At 74.2% G+C, this 15,280-nt stretch carries 17 protein-coding genes and 3 tRNA genes; 10 read left to right on the top strand and 10 right to left on the bottom strand.

Annotated elements, in window-relative coordinates:
- The first annotated feature begins 123 nt into the window (after window positions 1-123).
- The 3 genes from ACZ4W9_RS17635 (at window position 124) to ACZ4W9_RS17625 (ending at window position 2,283) form a co-directional block, all read left to right on the top strand.
- Entirely contained in the window at window positions 124-903 is a 780-nt protein-coding gene (locus tag ACZ4W9_RS17635; RefSeq protein WP_467936585.1) for an HAD-IIA family hydrolase, read from the top strand.
- 138 nt (window positions 904-1,041) lie between these two features.
- The gene (locus tag ACZ4W9_RS17630; protein WP_467936583.1) at window positions 1,042-1,608 is read left to right on the top strand and encodes a hypothetical protein; all 567 of its coding nucleotides are present in this window, start codon (window positions 1,042-1,044) and stop codon (window positions 1,606-1,608) included.
- Between the two features lie 6 nt (window positions 1,609-1,614).
- Window positions 1,615-2,283, top strand: a complete 669-nt coding sequence (locus ACZ4W9_RS17625; protein ID WP_467936581.1) for a class F sortase — start codon at window positions 1,615-1,617, stop codon at window positions 2,281-2,283.
- Window positions 2,284-2,287: 4 nt separating this feature from the next.
- On the opposite strand, the gene ACZ4W9_RS17620 is transcribed toward ACZ4W9_RS17625, so the two are convergent.
- Window positions 2,288-2,977 (bottom strand): FadR/GntR family transcriptional regulator, encoded by a 690-nt coding sequence (locus ACZ4W9_RS17620; RefSeq protein WP_467936579.1) that lies wholly within the window; start codon window positions 2,975-2,977, stop codon window positions 2,288-2,290.
- Window positions 2,978-3,054: 77 nt separating this feature from the next.
- A tRNA-Lys gene (locus tag ACZ4W9_RS17615) sits at window positions 3,055-3,128 on the bottom strand.
- A 186-nt stretch (window positions 3,129-3,314) separates the two neighbouring features.
- On the opposite strand from ACZ4W9_RS17615, the gene ACZ4W9_RS17610 reads away from it, so the two are divergent.
- The 3 genes from ACZ4W9_RS17610 to ACZ4W9_RS17600 all read left to right on the top strand — a co-directional run bounded on the left by ACZ4W9_RS17610 (window position 3,315) and on the right by ACZ4W9_RS17600 (window position 6,343).
- Window positions 3,315-4,388 carry a peptidoglycan-binding protein gene (locus tag ACZ4W9_RS17610; RefSeq protein ID WP_467936577.1) on the top strand — a complete coding sequence of 358 codons (1,074 nt, stop codon included), beginning with the start codon at window positions 3,315-3,317 and terminating at the stop codon, window positions 4,386-4,388.
- 107 nt (window positions 4,389-4,495) lie between these two features.
- Window positions 4,496-5,614 (top strand): SPFH domain-containing protein, encoded by a 1,119-nt coding sequence (locus tag ACZ4W9_RS17605; RefSeq protein WP_467936575.1) that lies wholly within the window; start codon window positions 4,496-4,498, stop codon window positions 5,612-5,614.
- Between the two features lie 123 nt (window positions 5,615-5,737).
- A complete protein-coding gene (locus ACZ4W9_RS17600; protein WP_467936573.1) occupies window positions 5,738-6,343 on the top strand; it encodes a lytic polysaccharide monooxygenase auxiliary activity family 9 protein in 606 nt (201 codons plus the stop codon).
- Between the two features lie 46 nt (window positions 6,344-6,389).
- On the opposite strand, the gene ACZ4W9_RS17595 is transcribed toward ACZ4W9_RS17600, so the two are convergent.
- The 7 genes from ACZ4W9_RS17595 to ACZ4W9_RS17565 all read right to left on the bottom strand — a co-directional run bounded on the left by ACZ4W9_RS17595 (window position 6,390) and on the right by ACZ4W9_RS17565 (window position 11,595).
- A tRNA-Lys gene (locus ACZ4W9_RS17595) sits at window positions 6,390-6,463 on the bottom strand.
- Window positions 6,464-6,556: 93 nt separating this feature from the next.
- Window positions 6,557-7,309, bottom strand: coding sequence for an IclR family transcriptional regulator (locus tag ACZ4W9_RS17590; RefSeq protein ID WP_467936571.1), 753 nt, complete (start codon window positions 7,307-7,309; stop codon window positions 6,557-6,559).
- A 191-nt stretch (window positions 7,310-7,500) separates the two neighbouring features.
- Window positions 7,501-8,283 (bottom strand): ectoine/hydroxyectoine ABC transporter ATP-binding protein EhuA, encoded by a 783-nt coding sequence (ehuA, locus tag ACZ4W9_RS17585; RefSeq protein ID WP_467936569.1) that lies wholly within the window; start codon window positions 8,281-8,283, stop codon window positions 7,501-7,503.
- Window positions 8,273-8,923, bottom strand: a complete 651-nt coding sequence (gene ehuD / locus ACZ4W9_RS17580; protein ID WP_467936567.1) for an ectoine/hydroxyectoine ABC transporter permease subunit EhuD — start codon at window positions 8,921-8,923, stop codon at window positions 8,273-8,275. Before ehuD ends, ehuA begins: the two co-directional genes overlap by 11 nt.
- Window positions 8,920-9,567, bottom strand: coding sequence for an ectoine/hydroxyectoine ABC transporter permease subunit EhuC (ehuC, locus tag ACZ4W9_RS17575; RefSeq protein WP_467936565.1), 648 nt, complete (start codon window positions 9,565-9,567; stop codon window positions 8,920-8,922). Before ehuC ends, ehuD begins: the two co-directional genes overlap by 4 nt.
- Window positions 9,564-10,481 (bottom strand): ectoine/hydroxyectoine ABC transporter substrate-binding protein EhuB, encoded by a 918-nt coding sequence (ehuB, locus tag ACZ4W9_RS17570; RefSeq protein ID WP_467936563.1) that lies wholly within the window; start codon window positions 10,479-10,481, stop codon window positions 9,564-9,566. Before ehuB ends, ehuC begins: the two co-directional genes overlap by 4 nt.
- 160 nt (window positions 10,482-10,641) lie before the next feature.
- Complete coding sequence (locus ACZ4W9_RS17565; protein WP_467936561.1) at window positions 10,642-11,595, bottom strand: D-2-hydroxyacid dehydrogenase; 954 nt, start codon at window positions 11,593-11,595, stop codon at window positions 10,642-10,644.
- A 201-nt stretch (window positions 11,596-11,796) separates the two neighbouring features.
- On the opposite strand from ACZ4W9_RS17565, the gene ACZ4W9_RS17560 reads away from it, so the two are divergent.
- From ACZ4W9_RS17560 to ACZ4W9_RS17545, 4 genes are all read left to right on the top strand, one after another.
- Window positions 11,797-12,525: a maleate cis-trans isomerase family protein gene (locus ACZ4W9_RS17560; RefSeq protein WP_467936559.1), complete on the top strand. Its 729-nt coding sequence runs from the start codon at window positions 11,797-11,799 to the stop codon at window positions 12,523-12,525.
- Window positions 12,526-12,636: 111 nt separating this feature from the next.
- Window positions 12,637-13,005, top strand: coding sequence for a hypothetical protein (locus ACZ4W9_RS17555; RefSeq protein WP_467936557.1), 369 nt, complete (start codon window positions 12,637-12,639; stop codon window positions 13,003-13,005).
- Between the two features lie 176 nt (window positions 13,006-13,181).
- Window positions 13,182-13,763 carry a bifunctional DNA primase/polymerase gene (locus ACZ4W9_RS17550; RefSeq protein WP_467936555.1) on the top strand — a complete coding sequence of 194 codons (582 nt, stop codon included), beginning with the start codon at window positions 13,182-13,184 and terminating at the stop codon, window positions 13,761-13,763.
- A tRNA-Lys gene (locus ACZ4W9_RS17545) sits at window positions 13,754-13,827 on the top strand. The genes ACZ4W9_RS17550 and ACZ4W9_RS17545 overlap by 10 nt, the downstream gene beginning before the upstream one ends.
- A gap of 74 nt (window positions 13,828-13,901) precedes the next feature.
- On the opposite strand, the gene ACZ4W9_RS17540 is transcribed toward ACZ4W9_RS17545, so the two are convergent.
- On the bottom strand, window positions 13,902-15,158 hold the full coding sequence (locus tag ACZ4W9_RS17540; RefSeq protein ID WP_467936553.1) for a M6 family metalloprotease domain-containing protein: 1,257 nt from the start codon (window positions 15,156-15,158) through the stop codon (window positions 13,902-13,904).
- Window positions 15,159-15,280 lie beyond the last annotated feature (122 nt).

Here is a 15,280-nt window from a genome sequence, read left to right as displayed (position 1 = left end):
GCCAGGCCCGCCCTTCGGGCGGACGGCGGGAGTTCGACGACAGGACCTAGGCTTGGGGCGTCGGTACGCCGTGGTTCCGGCGCCCCCGTTTTCCGTTCGCACGTACGCCAGGAGACGCAGCACATGGCAGACCGCAAGCCCATCGAGTCGTGGCTCACCGACATGGACGGCGTCCTGATCCACGAGGGCGTGCCCATCCCCGGCGCCGACGCCTTCCTGAAGAAGCTGCGCGAGTCCGGGCGGCCCTTCCTGGTGCTCACCAACAACTCCATCTACACCGCCCGCGACCTGCACGCCCGGCTGCGCCGGATGGGCCTGGACGTGCCGGTGGAGAACATCTGGACGTCGGCGCTGGCCACCGCCCAGTTCCTGAACGACCAGCGGCCCGGCGGCAGTGCCTACGTCATCGGCGAGGCGGGCCTGACCACCGCCCTGCACGACATCGGCTACATCCTCACCGACCACGAGCCCGACTTCGTGATCCTCGGCGAGACCCGCACCTACTCCTTCGAGGCGCTGACCAAGGCCGTCCGGCTGATCAACGGCGGTGCCCGGTTCATCGCCACCAACCCCGACAACGTCGGCCCCTCCACCGAGGGCGACCTGCCCGCCACCGGCTCGGTCGCCGCGCTGATCACCGCCGCCACCGGCAAGAAGCCGTACTTCGTCGGCAAACCCAACCCGCTGATGATGCGGGCCGGACTGAACGCGCTCGGCGCGCACTCCGAGAACTCGGCGATGATCGGCGACCGGATGGACACCGACGTCCTCGCGGGCCTGGAGGCCGGGATGCGCACCTTCCTGGTGATGACGGGCGTCACCCGGCCCGCCGACGTCGACCGCTACCCGTTCCGCCCGTCGCAGATCGTCGACTCCATCGCGGACCTCGTCGACCTGGTCTGAGCAGGGGGGATCCGGCCGGCTCCGGGCGCGAGTCCGCCCGGCGAAACCCCGTATCACCCGTTCGGAGCAGCCCGGCGCCTCCCGGGGATGCGGAGGCGCCCGGCGCGGGGGAGCCTCCTGAATAACTGGAGGTTCACGATGGGCTCACTACGCCTCACTGTCTGTACCGCAATCCTCGCCGCCGCGGTCACCGCGGCCGCTCCCGCGGCCCACGCGGCGGACACGGCGGACGGCGGCGGCTCGGTCGCCGTGATCCCCGCCTCCCCGGCGCCCGGCGCCGGCCTCACCGTGCGCACGGAGGGCTGCACGGGCGAGCAGGGCACCGCCGCCTCGGCCGCCTTCGTCTCCGACGCCCGGCTGACCGGGGCCCGGGGCGCCCTGACCGGCGAGACCCGGGTCCGTTCCGGCCTCGAACCGGGCGCCTACACCGTGAAGGTCGGCTGCGGCGAGCGGGTGATCACCGGCAGTCTCACGGTCGGCGGCCCGGACGGCGCCCGGACCGCCGCGCCCGTCGCCCCGGTCTCCACCGACGCCTCGCCCGTCGCCCCGGTCCCCGCGGGCGGCGGCGGCACCGCGCACTTCGCCACGGTCGCCACCAGCGGCTCCGGCCCCGACACCGGACAGGCGGTGACCGGCCTGGCGCTGGCCGGTCTCGCCGCGCTGGCCGTCGGGCTGCGCGCCCGCCGCACGCGCGGCACCCGCTGACCGCCCGTGTCCGGCGAGCGGGGGCGCGACGGCACCGGGCGGCTGGTCACCGCCCTGACCTGGGCGCTGCTGCTGTGCGGGCTGTGGCTGTGGGGGCGCGAGGTGAGCGACGGGTCGCACGGCGCCGACGGCCCCGCCACGGGCGGCGTCCTCGCCGCGGACCCGGCCGCCGACCCCGCCCGGCTGCCCGGCGCGGCCCGGCCCCTGGCCGGCGCGGTGCCCCAGCGCGTCGACATCCCCGCCCTGGGCGTGCAGGCCCCGGTGGTGGCCCGCGGCCTGGACGCCCGGGGCGCGATCGACCCGCCGCCCTACGACCAGCCGGGCGTGGTCGGCTGGTACCGCGCCGGTCCCGGGCCCGGCGCCGCCGGGGCGGCCCTGCTGGTGGGCCACGTCGACACCACGACCCGGCCCGCCGTCTTCTACCGGCTCAGCACCCTCAAGCCGGGCCACACGGTCCGGGTGGTCCGCGCGGACGGCAAGGTCGCCGAGTTCACCGTCGAGGACATCCGCGTCCTGCCCCGCGCCGGCTTCGACGCCCACGCGGCCTACGGGCCCCGCCGGCCGGGCCGCGCCGAACTGCGCCTGATCACCTGCGGGGGGTCCTTCGACCGCGCCACCGGCAGCTACACGGCGAACGTGGTCGTCTCCTCGTACCTGACCGGCGTGTCCGGGTGAGCGGTCAGGGAGTGGCCTCGGGCGTCCGGGACAGGCGGGCACGGAGGTTGCCGAAGTGGTCCCTTATGGCGCGTTCCGCCCGCAGGGAGTCCCCGGACCGCACCGCGTCCAGGATCTCCCGGTGCTGCCGGCAGGTGAGCCGGGGGTCCCGGGGGGTCGCCGCCAGGTCCCGCTGCACCCGGTGGAAGGCGTCCCAGAACGCCTCCAGCACCTCGCCGAGCAGCACGTTGTCCAGCCCCCGGTACAGCGTGGCGTGAAAGGCGCGGTCGGTCTCGGCGAGCCCGGTGCCCTCGGCGGCCTCCCGCTCCATCCGGTCCACGAGCGCGTCCAGCTCCGCCAGGTCCGCCTCGGGCAGCCGCCCGGCCAGCCGTGACACCAGCCCCGTCTCCACGGCCTCGCGCAGCTCCAGCAGCTGGAGCAGCGAGTCCTCGCCCCGGTAGTGGCCGGCCACGGTCCGGAAGGCCAGCCCCTCGATCATCGGCGCGAACGACATCGAGCCGACGTACGTCCCGAAACCGTGCCGGATCTCCACGATGCCCATCGCCTGGAGCGCCTTCAGGGCCTCCCGCACCGAGTTCCGGCTCGCCCCCAGCAGCCGCATCAGCTCCGGCTCGGTGGGCAGCGGGGCGCCCGAGGGCAGCCGCCGGTCCACGATCAGCTTCTTGATCCGCTCCTGAAGGTCCCGGGCTGCCATGGCCAGAGCGTATCCGGCCAATCGGGTGCCAGGGCAGACGAAAAGCCCCCCGCTCGCGCGAGGGGCTTTCCGGTCGGTGCGCCGCCAGGGACTCGAACCCCGGACCCGCTGATTAAGAGTCAGCTGCTCTAACCAACTGAGCTAGCGGCGCCTGCTGACGAGGAAAACTCTACCCGACCTGCCGGGGTGCTCCGGACCACGCCCGGGTGTCCCATACGTCGTCCGGAGGGCCCGCGTACATCATTCGGACCGTCAGAATGCGCGATTCCAGGGGGGTTGGGAAACTGATCAACGTGTGCACGCGCGGACACATCACCCCGAATGTGAGGCAGATCGCATGACCGCTCCGATGTTCGAGGAAGTCGGCCCCGCGAGCGACTGCCCCTGCCCCGGCTGCCGTTTCGCCCGGCGGCCCACCCCCCGCCCCGGCCGCGCCCGCCCCGCGGCCCGCGGTGTCGTCGTGGTGGCCGCCGCCGCGGCCGCCCTCGGCGCGGTCCCCCCGGCCGTCGCCGTCGCCGCCCCCGGCCGGGCCCCGCACCGCGAGGCGCTGCCGGGCGACGGCGAGCCCGTCACCCCGCAGGGCCCCAGGGGCCCGCTGTACGGCAGGCCGGACGGCCCCGAGAAGACCCCCGCCGAGCCGGTCCCGGCCACCACCCGGACCGACATCATCAAACGGGCCAAGACCTGGGTGGCGGCCAAGGTGCCGTACAGCATGACCGCCTACTGGTCCGACGGCTACCGGCAGGACTGCTCGGGCTATGTGTCGATGGCCTGGGGACTGCCGGGCAACGAGTGGACGGGCAGCCTCGGCCAGTTCGGCACGAAGATCACCAAGGCGGAGCTGCAACCGGGGGACATCCTGCTGTTCCACAACCCCGACAACCCGGAGAAGGGCTCGCACGTCGTGATCTTCGGCGGCTGGACGGACCACACGCACACCTCCTACACGGCCTACGAGCAGACACCCCCGCACGCCCGCAGCCAGGCCACTCCCTATCCCTACCGGAGCAACGCCGACAAGTACGTCCCCTACCGCTACAAGGGCCTGCCCCAGGGCGCCGCCGGCGCCCGGGCGGCCGGCGGTACCGAGGCCGACGGGCTGCCCGGCCGGCGTACCCGGGAGCCGCTGACCACCGGGCGGGGCAAGGACATCGGCCCGGCCTCGCACGGGGTGCCCGGCTACCCCGGCCGGGCCTTCTTCCGGCCGGGCGCGGTCAACGACCACGTCACCCGGCTCGGCGCCCGGCTGGTGCGGCGGGGGTACGGCAGGTTCTACGCCCACGGCCCGGGCCCGCGCTGGGGCGAGGCGGACCGGCGTGCCGTGGAGGCGTTCCAGCGCGCCCAGGGCTGGCGGGGCGGCGCGGCCGACGGCTTCCCGGGCCCGGAGACCTGGCGCCGTCTGTTCGCCTGAACCCCCTGGGCGCCCGACCCCCTGTTCCTCCGGACCGCCGGCCGGCCCGGGCACGTTCTCGTCCACCCCCTGTTCATGACGCGTCTGGCGCGGAGGCTGGAGCACGCATGAGTACGACCACATCCCACACCCCGCCCGAGTCGGAGGGGCAGTCGGACGGTACCGGCGTCCGGCCGGCCCGGCTGATCCAGAACGAGGCGACCACCGAGATCCCCGTCCACCTGCTCTTCCGGGACGGTCCCGACCCGGTGCGGGTACCGCTCGGACCGGCGGTGGTGACCCGCCGGCGGGTCACCGGCGAGCAGCCCCGGCCGGGCCGCCCGGTGCCGGTGCGCAGGCGGCCGCTGCCGGAGGTGGACGCCGGACTGGCGGAGCGCCCGGCGCGGGTGCTGCCCGGGGCGGCCGGGCTGCTCGCCGGCGCCTGCGGGCTCACCGGCGCGCTGGCCACCACCTGGTGGGCGGGGCTGCTGCCGGCGGCCCAGGCGCTCGGGCTGCCGGCGCCCGCGGGCTCCGGTCCCGGCCCGGCCCACTGGGCGGCGTACGCCGGGGCCGGGCTGCTGGGCGCGGCCGGGTTCGGCGGGCTGGCCCGGGGCCGGGCCGGGCGGGCCTGGGTGCTGGGCCTGTTCGGGCGGTACCGGGGGACGGTCCGGCGCACCGGGCTGCTGTGGGTGAATCCGCTGCTGCCGCGCCGCCGGGTGGACGTGCGGCTGCGGCACTGGCGCAGCGAGGCGATGCCGGCGGTGGACCCGGACGGGATGGCGCTGCGGGTGGTGGTGCTGGTGGTGTGGCGGGTGCGGGACACCGCGCGGGCCCTGCTCGGCATCGACGACCACGAGACGTACCTGCGCGAGTGCGTGGAGGCGGCGCTGGCCCGGGTGCCGGTGGAGCCGGCGGGCGGGGTGCGCGGCGGGACGACGGCGGCGGGGGACGCGCTGACCCGGCTGGTGGCCGAGGAGACCGCGCCGGTGGGGGTGGAGGTGTTCTCGGTGCAGCCGGTCCGGGTGGAGTACGCACCCGAGGTGGCCGCCGCGGTGCACCGGCGCCGGATCGCCGCGCTGGACGCCCGGCAGCGGGCCGGCCTGCTCAGTTCGGTGGTGGACTCGGTGGAGGACACGGTGACCCGGCTGACCACGCGGGGTCTGGTCGAACTGGACGACTACGACCGCAAGGTGCTGGTCCGGGACCTGACCGTGGCGTTCTGCTCGGGGCGCGGGGAACCGGTGTAGCGGCGGCGGCCGACGCTCTCGCGTTTGGTATGGACATGTTCAACTAACGGCCATAATCTGAGTCTTGGTCTAGACCTACCTGCACGGCTCACCGAACTCCCCACGTTCCCCAGGAGCGGCAGCATGCGCACCAAGACCAAGTTGTCCGCGGTCGTACTGGGCGCGGTGACCGCCGGAGCGTTCGCGCTCTCCACCGGCGGTGCCAGCGGCCACGGTTACACCGATCTCCCCATCAGCAGGCAGAAGCTCTGCCAGAACGGCACCGTGACCAACTGCGGCCAGATCCAGTGGGAGCCGCAGAGCGTCGAGGGCCGCAAGGGCTTCCCGGCCGGCGGACCCGCCGACGGCCAGATCTGCAACGCCGGGCTGGGCCAGTTCTCCCAGCTCAGCGCGCCGAAGACGCCGTCCGGCGCGGCCTGGCCCACCACGAAGGTGACGGGCGGCCAGTCGTACGCCTTCCGCTGGCAGTTCACCGCCAGGCACGCCACGACGGACTTCAAGTACTACATCACCAAGCCGGGCTGGAACCAGGACCACAACCTCGCCCGCTCGGACCTCAACCTCACGCCGTTCCTGACGGTGCCCTACGGCGGCCAGCAGCCGCCGTCCACGCTCAGCCACAGCGGCACCCTGCCGTCCGGCCTGAGCGGGCACCACGTCATCGTCTCGGTGTGGACGATCGCCGACACGGGCAACGCGTTCTACGCCTGCTCGGACGTCACCTTCTGAGCGCACGCCGAAGGGCCCCCCGCCGAGGCGAGGGGCCCTTCCCAGGTGCGCCGCCAGGGACTCGAACCCCGGACCCGCTGATTAAGAGTCAGCTGCTCTAACCAACTGAGCTAGCGGCGCGTGACTCCCGCCTGCCTCGGGTCTGTGCTTCCCGCGGCCGGCGACGAAGAGAATACTACCCGGTCCCGAGGGGTGCTCGTGACCGGGCGGCGCCTAGATCGCCAGCGAGAGCAGCACCGGCGCCGCGTTGCGGTTCAGGGCGTCCGCGGCCCGCTTCAGCCGGTGCGCGTCCCGCACCGGCAGCGACAGGGCCAGGCAGCCGACCGTGGAGCCGGCGGTGACCGGTACGGCGGCGCAGACCGTGCCGACCGCGTACTCCTGGAGGTCGAGCACCGGCGCCGACGGCGGCTGCGACTCCAGCCGGGACAGCAGCAGCTTGTCGCTGGTGATCGTGCGCGAGGTGAGCCGGGCCATCTTGTGCCGGGAGAGGTGCTCGCGGCGGGCGCCGGGGTCGAGCTGGGTCAGCAGGCTCTTGCCGGCGGCCGTGGCGTGGGCGGAGCAGCGGAAGTCCACCCACTCGTTGACCGCCGGGGTGGCCGGGCCGGCCGCGTACTGGGTGACCCGGACCTCGCCGTCCACGTACCGGCTGAGATAGACCGCCGCGCCGACCGCGTCGCGCAGCCGCTCCAGGTTGTGCTGGAGGGTGTCGCGCAGGGCCCGCTCCCGGTCGTGCGCCGAGCCGAGCCGGCGCAGGGTCTCCCCGGTGACGTACGCGCCGTCGGTGATCTCCCGGACGTAGCCCTCGCGGCGCAGCATCCGCAGCAGGCCGGTGAGCCGCCCGGGGAGCAGTCCGGTGCGACGGGCCAGCTCGGTGCCGGTGATGCCGGCGGGGTGCCGGGAGACGGTCTCCAGCACGCGCAGGGCTTCCTGGGCGCAGTGGTACGGGGCGGTCGGCTTGAAACTCATGGGTCCCCCTCGGCCGCGATCCGGGTCGGATCGTGTCCACGATAGCCGCGGACGGACCCCGGGGAAGAGGGAGCTGGCGAGATTACGCCCTCCGTGTGCGCGCTCCCACCGGCCGGAAGATCCACTGGCATATGCCAACGGCATGTTCCGACGCCGGGACCTCGCCGGTTCCCGCCAGGGGCTCGCTCCGTTCACCGGACCGCGCTGACGAACTCCCGGGTCCGTTCCCGCTCCGGGTCGCCGAAGATCTGCTCCGGCGGGCCGGCCTCGATGACCCGGCCGCCGTCGAACATCAGCACCTGGTCGGAGATGTCCCGGGCGAAGCCCATCTCGTGCGTCACGCACAGCATCGTGATGTCGGTGCTGCGCGCGATGTCCCGCAGCAGGTCCAGCACGCCCGCGACCAGCTCCGGGTCGAGCGCGGAGGTCACCTCGTCCAGCAGCAGCACCTGGGGCCGCATCGCCAGCGCCCGGGCGATCGCCACCCGCTGCTGCTGCCCGCCGGACAGCCGGGTCGGCTTCATGTCGCACTTGTCGGCCAGGCCCACCAGGTCCAGCAGCTCCCGCGCCCGCGCCTCGGCCTCGTCCTTCGACAGGCCGAGCACCCGGACCGGCGCCTCGGTGATGTTGCGCAGCACCGACATGTTCGGGAACAGGTTGAACTGCTGGAACACCATCCCGATCTTCTTGCGGACCTCCCGGACCTGCTTCTCCGGCGCCGGGAACAGCCGCTGCCCGGCCACGGTGATGGTGCCCTCGTCCGGCTTGGCGAGGGTCATCAGCAGTCTGAGGATCGTGGTCTTGCCGGACCCGGAGGGCCCGATCAGGGTGACGTGCCGGCCCGTGTCCACGGTCAGGTCCAGCCCGTCCAGGACGGTGTGGTCGCCGAATCGTTTCGTCACGCCTTCCAGGCGGATCAGCTCGGTCGGGGCGGTGCCGGCCGGGGCCGGCTGCTTGCGGGTCTCAACGGACAAGGCGTCGCTCCAGGGTGCGCAGAAGAAGGGAGGCCAGATACGACACGACGACGAAGGCGACGCCGATCACCGTCAGCGGCTCGGTGAACTGGAAGTGCTGTTGGGAGACGAGCCGCGCCCGGCCCAGCATCTCCAGCACGCCGATCGTCATCAGCATCGGCGTGTCCTTCAGCATCGCGATGACGTAGTTGCCGAGCGGCGGCACCACCCGGCGCACCGCCTGCGGCAGCACCACCGCCGTCCAGGTCCGCCGCACCGGCAGGCTCAGCGCCGTCGCGGCCTCCCACTGGCCCGCCGGCACCGCCTCGATGCCGGCCCGGTAGACCTGCATCGTGTACGTCGAGTAGTGCAGCCCGAGCCCGAGGACCCCGGTGGTCAGCGGGGACAGGGTCACCCCCGCCTCGGGCAGCACGTAGAACAGGAAGAACAGCTGCACCAGCAGCGGGGTGTCCCGCACGAACTCCGTGAAGACCCCCACCGGCCAGCGCACCCACCGGGTCGGTGCCCGCGTCAGCAGGGCCCACACCAGGCCCAGCCCGAACGAGATCAGCGACCCCAGGGCCAGCGCCTCCAGGGTGACGACAAGCCCCTTGCCGAAGTACGGCAGGAAGTCGGCGACGGCTCCCCAGTCCCAGGTCATCGGGCCACCCCCGCCTTCAGCCGGCGCTCCAGGCCGCGCATCCCGCGGGTCAGCAGGAAGGCGATCACGAAATAGATCAGCAGCAGGTACGCGTAGATCCGGGCGCTCTGCTGGAGGGCGAGCCGGACCAGGTTGCCGCTGAACGCCAGGTCGCCCATGCCCGTGATGGACACCAGCGCGGTGCCCTTGAGCAGCTCGACCAGCAGGTTGGAGAAGGACGGGATCATCTCCGGCACCGCCTGCGGCAGCAGGACCAGCCGCAGCCGCTGCCAGGGCGAGAAGCCGAGCGCGATCCCGCCCTCGCGCTGCGCCGGGTCCACCGCCGCCAGCGCGCCGCGCACGATCTCCGCGCCGTACGCGCCGTAGGTCAGGCCCAGCGCGAGCGTGCCCGCCCACATCGGCACCAGCTGCCAGCCGAAGGCGACCGGCAGCACGAAGAACACCCAGAAGATCATCACCAGCGCCGAGATGCCCCGGAACACCTCGGTGTACAGGCCCGCGACGAAGCGGACCAGCCGCGACCGGTGGGTGCGCGCGGCCCCGGCGACGAAGGACACCACGGCGGCCAGCAGCGCGCTGTACACCAGCAGTTGAAGGGTGACGCCCACTCCCTGGAGGACGATTTTCCACAGCCCCGCGGTCATCGGCGGCACAGCTCCTTCGCGGTCAGGGTCGTCATCTCCGCCTTGGTGAAGCCGAAGGGCCGCATGATCCGGTACAGCTCCCCGCTCTCGCGCAGCTTGTGCAGCTCGGCGTTGAAGGCGTCCCGCAGCCGGGTCTCGGTCGGCCGGAACGCGAACGCGCCGCCGTCGGCCTTGGGCCTGCCGTCCACGAGCGCGACGAACGGCTTGGTCGACTCGGCCTTGGCGGAGCCCCGCGCGACCATCCGCGCGGTGACGGCCGTGGCCGCGAACAGGTCCACCCGCCCGGACTCCACCGCGTTCAGCCCCGCCACCTGGTCCGGGACGATGACCAGGTCGCCCTCCTCGAAGCCCGCCTCCACGGCGTGCTGGATCTGCGCGTACCCGGTCCCGGTGGCGATCTTGGCGTGCCGGCGCAGCGCGTCCGCGTAGGTGCGCAGCCCGAGCGGATTGCCCTTGCGGACGATGAACGCGTCCGGCATCTGATAGTCGGGATCCGCGAAGATCACCTGCTCGCAGCGGTCCGGGGTGACGTACATCCCGGCGGCCACCACGTCGAACTGCTGGGCGTTCAGTCCCGGGATCAGCGAGCCGAACTCGGTCGGCACCGGTTGCACCCGGTCCACCCCGAGCCGCTTGAAGATCGCCCTGGCCAGCTCGGGCGCCTCCCCGGTGAGCCTGCCGTCCCGGTCGATGTACCCGAAGGGGATCTCGCCGGCGATCCCGAGCCGGACGACACCCTGGGCGCGCAGCCGCTCCAGCAGGTCGCCGCCGTCCTCGCCGGACGCCGACGCCACCCGCGTGCAGCCCGCCGCGCCCAGCGCGCCGAACGCCGCGAGGCCCGCGAGCACGGAGCGCCGGGTGTGTCCGCGTGCCGGCCGTCTGGTGTGTGTGTCGATCCCACGTGGTGCAGCCATGGCGGCGCGGCTACCCAGACGCGATCGGGCTATGCGCCCCGCTTTTCCCGGCCGGGCGATGCGTCACCGCCCCGCCCGGACCGGGTGACACGCGTCCCGGCCCACGCCCGCCGGCCCCCCGCCGCGCCCCGCGCGGGCGCCGGGCCACGGCGGCGAACGGTCAGTGGCCGGGCACGTAACCACGCGTCTTGTCGACCACGTTCGGCAGGGACCTGCCCGCCGCCCACCGCTCGTACAACTCCACGAACTGCGCGCCGAGTTCATCGCGCCACCCGAAGGTGTCCCCGCTCATGTGCGGCGACACGATCAGCCCCGGCAGCTCCCACAGCGGGCTGTCCCCGGGCAGCGGTTCGGCGGCGAACACGTCCAGCGCCGCGCCCGCGATCCAGCGCCTTCGAAGCGCCTCGGCGAGCGCCTCCTCGTCCACCAGACCGCCCCGGCCGACGTTCACGAAGAACGCCGAGGGCTGCATCACCCCGAACCGGTGCGTGTCGAACATGCGGTACGTCCGCCCGGTCAGCGGAGCCGCCGCTATCACCCAGTCCGCGCGGGAGATCAGCCGGTCCAGGTCGTCCGGGCCGTGTATCCCGGTCCGGGGCCTGCGCCCGACCAGCGCCGTCGTCACCCCGAGGGCCTTCAGCGCGCGCACTATGGCCCGCCCGACCGGGCCCGAGCCGACCACGCACGCGTGCGTGCCCGCCACCCGCCGGGTCTCCCGGTGCCGCCAGGTCCGCTCCCGCTGCTGGGCCAGGGTGCGCGGCAGATCCTTGGCGACCGCCAGCACCAGGGCCGCCACGTACTCGGCCACCGGCTGCTCGAAGATGCCGCGCGCGTTGGTCACCACCGTCTGGGACGCGGCCAGCTCCGGGCACATCAGATGGTCCACGCCCGCGCTCGCCGTGTGCACCCAGCGCGGCCGGGGACCGTCCCCCGGCCAGGCCTCGCGCACCGCGTGCGAGGCGAAGTCCCACACCAGCAGCACGTCCGCGGCCGGCAGCAGTTCCGCCAGACGCGCCGCGTCCGTGCGCACGATCCGGGCACGGCCGGTGAGCCGGCCGAGCCGGGGCGGCGGATCGGCGTCGAGCACCAGCACGGTGGGGGGCGACGGCGTCATGCGGGGCGGCTCCCGAAGGCTGACCTGCGCGGACCGGGCACGGACCGACCACGCTCGCACCGGAACCCGGCGCCGTCAACACGGCCGCGCACAGGGAGGGGCGGCACCGCGCCGACGGGGTACCCGCAACCATGGGCCCCCGCCGGGCACGGCCGCCCGGGGACGGGCCGTACCGCCCGACCATCGTCAGGAAGGCTGGACATGACCGCACTCGGACTCCTCTACCCGGGCCACTCCGCCGAGGACGACTACCCGCGCATCGAGCAGCTCCTGGGCAGCGACATCCGGGTGGACCTCATCCACACCGACCCCGCCGAGGACGCGCACCGGGTGGCCGCGCTCGCCGGGCAGGACTCCGCCGAGCGGCTCGCCGAGGGCGTGGAGGCGCTGCGGCTGGCCGGGGTCGAGACGGTGGTGTGGGCGGGCACCGGCGGCTTCACGCGCGGCTGGGACGGCGCCCAGGAACAGGTGCGGACCCTCGCCCGGCTGGCCGGGATGCCGGCCTCCGCCACCTCCTTCGCCTTCGTCCACGCCGCCCGCGAACTGGGCGTACGCCGGGTCGCCGTCGGCACGACCCGCCCCGAGGACGCCGCCGGGCCGTTCGCGGACTTCCTGCGGGCCGGCGGCCTGGAGGTGACCGGCGTGCGCTCCTCGGGGACCGCCTCCCCGGCCGAGGTCGCCACCTGGGGGGAGGAGGACGTGCTCACCCTGGCGCACGCGGCCGACACCCCGGACGCCCAGGCCGTCCTGCTGCCCGACACCGCCCTGCACACCGCCGCCCACCTGGGCCTGCTGGAGAAGGCCCTGTCCAAGCCGGTCCTCACCGCCAGCCAGGTCACGGTCTGGGAGGGCCTGCGGCTGGCGGACCGCCGGGTGAACGCGCCGACCCTGGGCAGCCTGTTCACCCGGGAGCCGCTGGTGCAGGCGTAGCGCCCCGCTCTCCCCGCCGTACGGCATACGGCCCCTTGCGCGGGCGCGGGACAATGGACGGTGGCCCACCCGAAGGCGGTGCCGTCGACCCGTACGAGGAGGAGACAAGACATGGCGGAGCCCACGCCGCGTCGCAACGAACCGCGGCTACGCCCCGCGCCCCTGCTCTTCGAGCCCGCGGAGGCGGCCGGTGACCCCGAGCACTTCTTCGATCTGGAGTCGATCGAGGACCCGCGGGAGCTGCTGTCCCGGGCCACGGAGCTGACCCAGGCGTTCCGCGCGGCGGCCGACCGGGCCCTGGAGTTCCAGGCCGTCGCCGCGGCGCAGCTCGCCGACCCGCGCCGGTTCGACCGGCTGACCCCGGCGGACATCGCCGAGCGGGCGGAGTGGACCGAGGACTACGCCAGGAAGATGGTCGAGTTCGGGCGGGACCTGATGCGCGGGGAGGGCGAGGGGCGGGCGTCCGCCGACTCCCTGTAGGCCCCGTACGGGCGGACGCCGGCCGGCCCCCGGGGCACCCCGGGACCCGGCCGGCCTTCTCTCGCGGCGGCCGGGGGCATATGCCGGGCGGGCAAGATACTCCTTCCCGGTGGTCCTGTCCCGATTTTCCGCAACTCAGCGGAACCGCTCGCTGACAGGCTGTACATCTGTGTGTCATGACGACCAGTGCCCCGAACGTCACCTGTGTCGGCCCCGGCGCCGTCGACTGGCTCGCCTCGGCGGGAGCCCATCCGCGCAGCACCCTCGGGCTGTGGCGGGAGCGCCCGGACGCCCCGGTGGTGCTGCCCTGCGGCACCGTCTTCGACGTGGTCAGCGCCCCGGTGGTGTTCGGGCGCCGCATGCTGGACCGGCTGTGGGGCGCGGGATCGCGGCCGGGGCCGGTCGCCGTGTTCCGGGGCCGGACGCTGCTCTTCGCCGCCCCCGGCACCGCCCAGCGGCTGCCCTCCCTGCTGGCCTGGGAGGAGTGGGGCTCCGGGCGGGCGCGGGCGGTGCCGCCGCTGCTGTGCCACGGCCCCGGCGACGCCGTGACCGTGCCGCCCCTGGCCCCGCCGACCTGCGACGACACCCCCGGCGCCGCCCGCTGGCTGGTCGCCCCGGACGGCCGGCACCCCTGGCTGCCGGGCCCGGAGGTGCTGCTCTGGGCGGCCGTGGGCGCCGCCCGGTCCGCCGGGCGGCCGTCGATTTCTCCTCATCGCGACCAGGGTGCTAATGTCTACGACGTCAGCAGGCGCCGCTAGCTCAGTTGGTTAGAGCAGCTGACTCTTAATCAGCGGGTCCGGGGTTCGAGTCCCTGGCGGCGCACGCGAAATGGCAGCGGGCCGAATTCGAAAGGATTCGGCCCGCTGCTTTCGTATACGAACCGTGCCGAGCGCCCCTCAGCCGCGCACGCCCGGCGTGATCGCCACCGTCCACGCCCCCGACGCCGTCCTGCCCTCCGCCTCCACCCGGACGCCCTCCCCGGGCACGGTGAAGCTCTCGCCGAGGGAGACCGGCGCGTCGGCGAGGGGCGGGTAGACCGAGTCCTCCCAGCAGGCCTCGGTGCCCGGGTGGGCGTCCACCACCCGTACCGGGCCGTCGCCGGACGCGGCGCCGCCGCGCACCCGGTAGACCAGGATCCCCTGCCGGCAGGCCGCGCGGTCGGCGCCGGCCGGGCCGCGCGCCTCGAAGGCGAGCGCGCTGTCCGGGCCCGTGCGCACCACGGCCAGCTTGACGCCGTGCCCCAGGCCGAAGGCGGCCCCGCCGGGACCCGGCGCCCCGGCCCCCGGCCCGGCGGCCAGCGGCTCCAGGGTGAGCCGGGTCGGCGCGGCGCCGCGCACGCACACCACCTGGCGCGGGTCCAGCCAGCCGAGCCGCCACTTGTGCCAGCCGAGCAGGTCCGGCGCGAGCCCGAACTGGCTGCCCATCAGGTCCCAGTCGCCGACATGGGTGTCCCAGTCGCCCTTGCCGTCGGACGGGCGGTGGTAGAGGTCGGGCAGGTCGAAGACGTGGCCCGTCTCGTGGGCGAGGACCAGCCGGTCCGGGGGGTGGTGCTCGAAGACGGTCACGACCCGGCGGACGTCGGTGCCGTCCGCCCGGAGCGGTGTATCGAGGTTCACCACCTTCGTGGCGTCCGAGTCGACACCGGGCGCGTCCGGGTCCGCGACCAGATAGACGACCTGGTAGCGCGAGAAGTCGACCTCCCGGTCGGCCACGGCGAACGCGTCGCGCAGATAGGCGGCCCGGTCCTCGGCGTCCCAGTCCCGCCGCATCGCGTACGACGTCGACGGGCGCGGCATGCGCAGCCAGCGCTTCAGCGGGTGCGCCCGCAGGGTGAGCCTGCCGTAGGAGGACTGCGCGTAGAAGCCGCTGGTCGCCGGGAAGTGGTCGGCCGTCAGCTCGGCCGGGGTGGTGCGCGGGGCCGCGTCGGGGAAGGACAGGAAGACCAGCACCGCGTCGAGGGTGCCGGCCGGGCGGGGATAGCCGGTGTTCCAGCTGTCCACGCCCTCCGAGTGATGGGCCTCGGTGCGGTGCAGCGCGCAGGGGGCCGTGGAGAAGGGCTCGGCCGCCGAGGGGCCGGAGAGGATCGAGGTCGCGGCGAGCGCCGACATCGTGGTGAACACGGCCGCGGTGCTGCGCAGCTTGGGCACGGACATGACCTCCGGGTGTGGTTCGCGGGACCCGCACCCAGATTGCTGGTATTCATTGGTTTATGTCCTGTTTGTCTGCACCAGAAGGGTGAGGGCGCCCCCATCGGGCGCCGGCGCGCACCGGCGCT

It is taken from the genome of Streptomyces sp. NPDC029296 (assembly GCF_055569255.1).
This window is presented reverse-complemented; position numbering and strand designations above follow the sequence as displayed.

Coding starts and splice junctions, on each gene's coding strand:
- ACZ4W9_RS17555 (WP_467936557.1), top strand. CDS start 12,637: ATGGCGGAGCCCACGCCGCGTCGCAACGAACCGCGGCTACGCCCCGCG.
- ACZ4W9_RS17565 (WP_467936561.1), bottom strand. CDS start 11,595: ATGACGCCGTCGCCCCCCACCGTGCTGGTGCTCGACGCCGATCCGCCG.
- ACZ4W9_RS17550 (WP_467936555.1), top strand. CDS start 13,182: ATGACGACCAGTGCCCCGAACGTCACCTGTGTCGGCCCCGGCGCCGTC.
- ACZ4W9_RS17635 (WP_467936585.1), top strand. CDS start 124: ATGGCAGACCGCAAGCCCATCGAGTCGTGGCTCACCGACATGGACGGC.
- ehuB (WP_467936563.1), bottom strand. CDS start 10,481: ATGGCTGCACCACGTGGGATCGACACACACACCAGACGGCCGGCACGC.
- ACZ4W9_RS17630 (WP_467936583.1), top strand. CDS start 1,042: ATGGGCTCACTACGCCTCACTGTCTGTACCGCAATCCTCGCCGCCGCG.
- ACZ4W9_RS17620 (WP_467936579.1), bottom strand. CDS start 2,977: ATGGCAGCCCGGGACCTTCAGGAGCGGATCAAGAAGCTGATCGTGGAC.
- ACZ4W9_RS17540 (WP_467936553.1), bottom strand. CDS start 15,158: ATGTCCGTGCCCAAGCTGCGCAGCACCGCGGCCGTGTTCACCACGATG.
- ACZ4W9_RS17560 (WP_467936559.1), top strand. CDS start 11,797: ATGACCGCACTCGGACTCCTCTACCCGGGCCACTCCGCCGAGGACGAC.
- ehuC (WP_467936565.1), bottom strand. CDS start 9,567: ATGACCGCGGGGCTGTGGAAAATCGTCCTCCAGGGAGTGGGCGTCACC.
- ACZ4W9_RS17610 (WP_467936577.1), top strand. CDS start 3,315: ATGACCGCTCCGATGTTCGAGGAAGTCGGCCCCGCGAGCGACTGCCCC.
- ACZ4W9_RS17605 (WP_467936575.1), top strand. CDS start 4,496: ATGAGTACGACCACATCCCACACCCCGCCCGAGTCGGAGGGGCAGTCG.
- ehuD (WP_467936567.1), bottom strand. CDS start 8,923: ATGACCTGGGACTGGGGAGCCGTCGCCGACTTCCTGCCGTACTTCGGC.
- ACZ4W9_RS17590 (WP_467936571.1), bottom strand. CDS start 7,309: ATGAGTTTCAAGCCGACCGCCCCGTACCACTGCGCCCAGGAAGCCCTG.
- ACZ4W9_RS17600 (WP_467936573.1), top strand. CDS start 5,738: ATGCGCACCAAGACCAAGTTGTCCGCGGTCGTACTGGGCGCGGTGACC.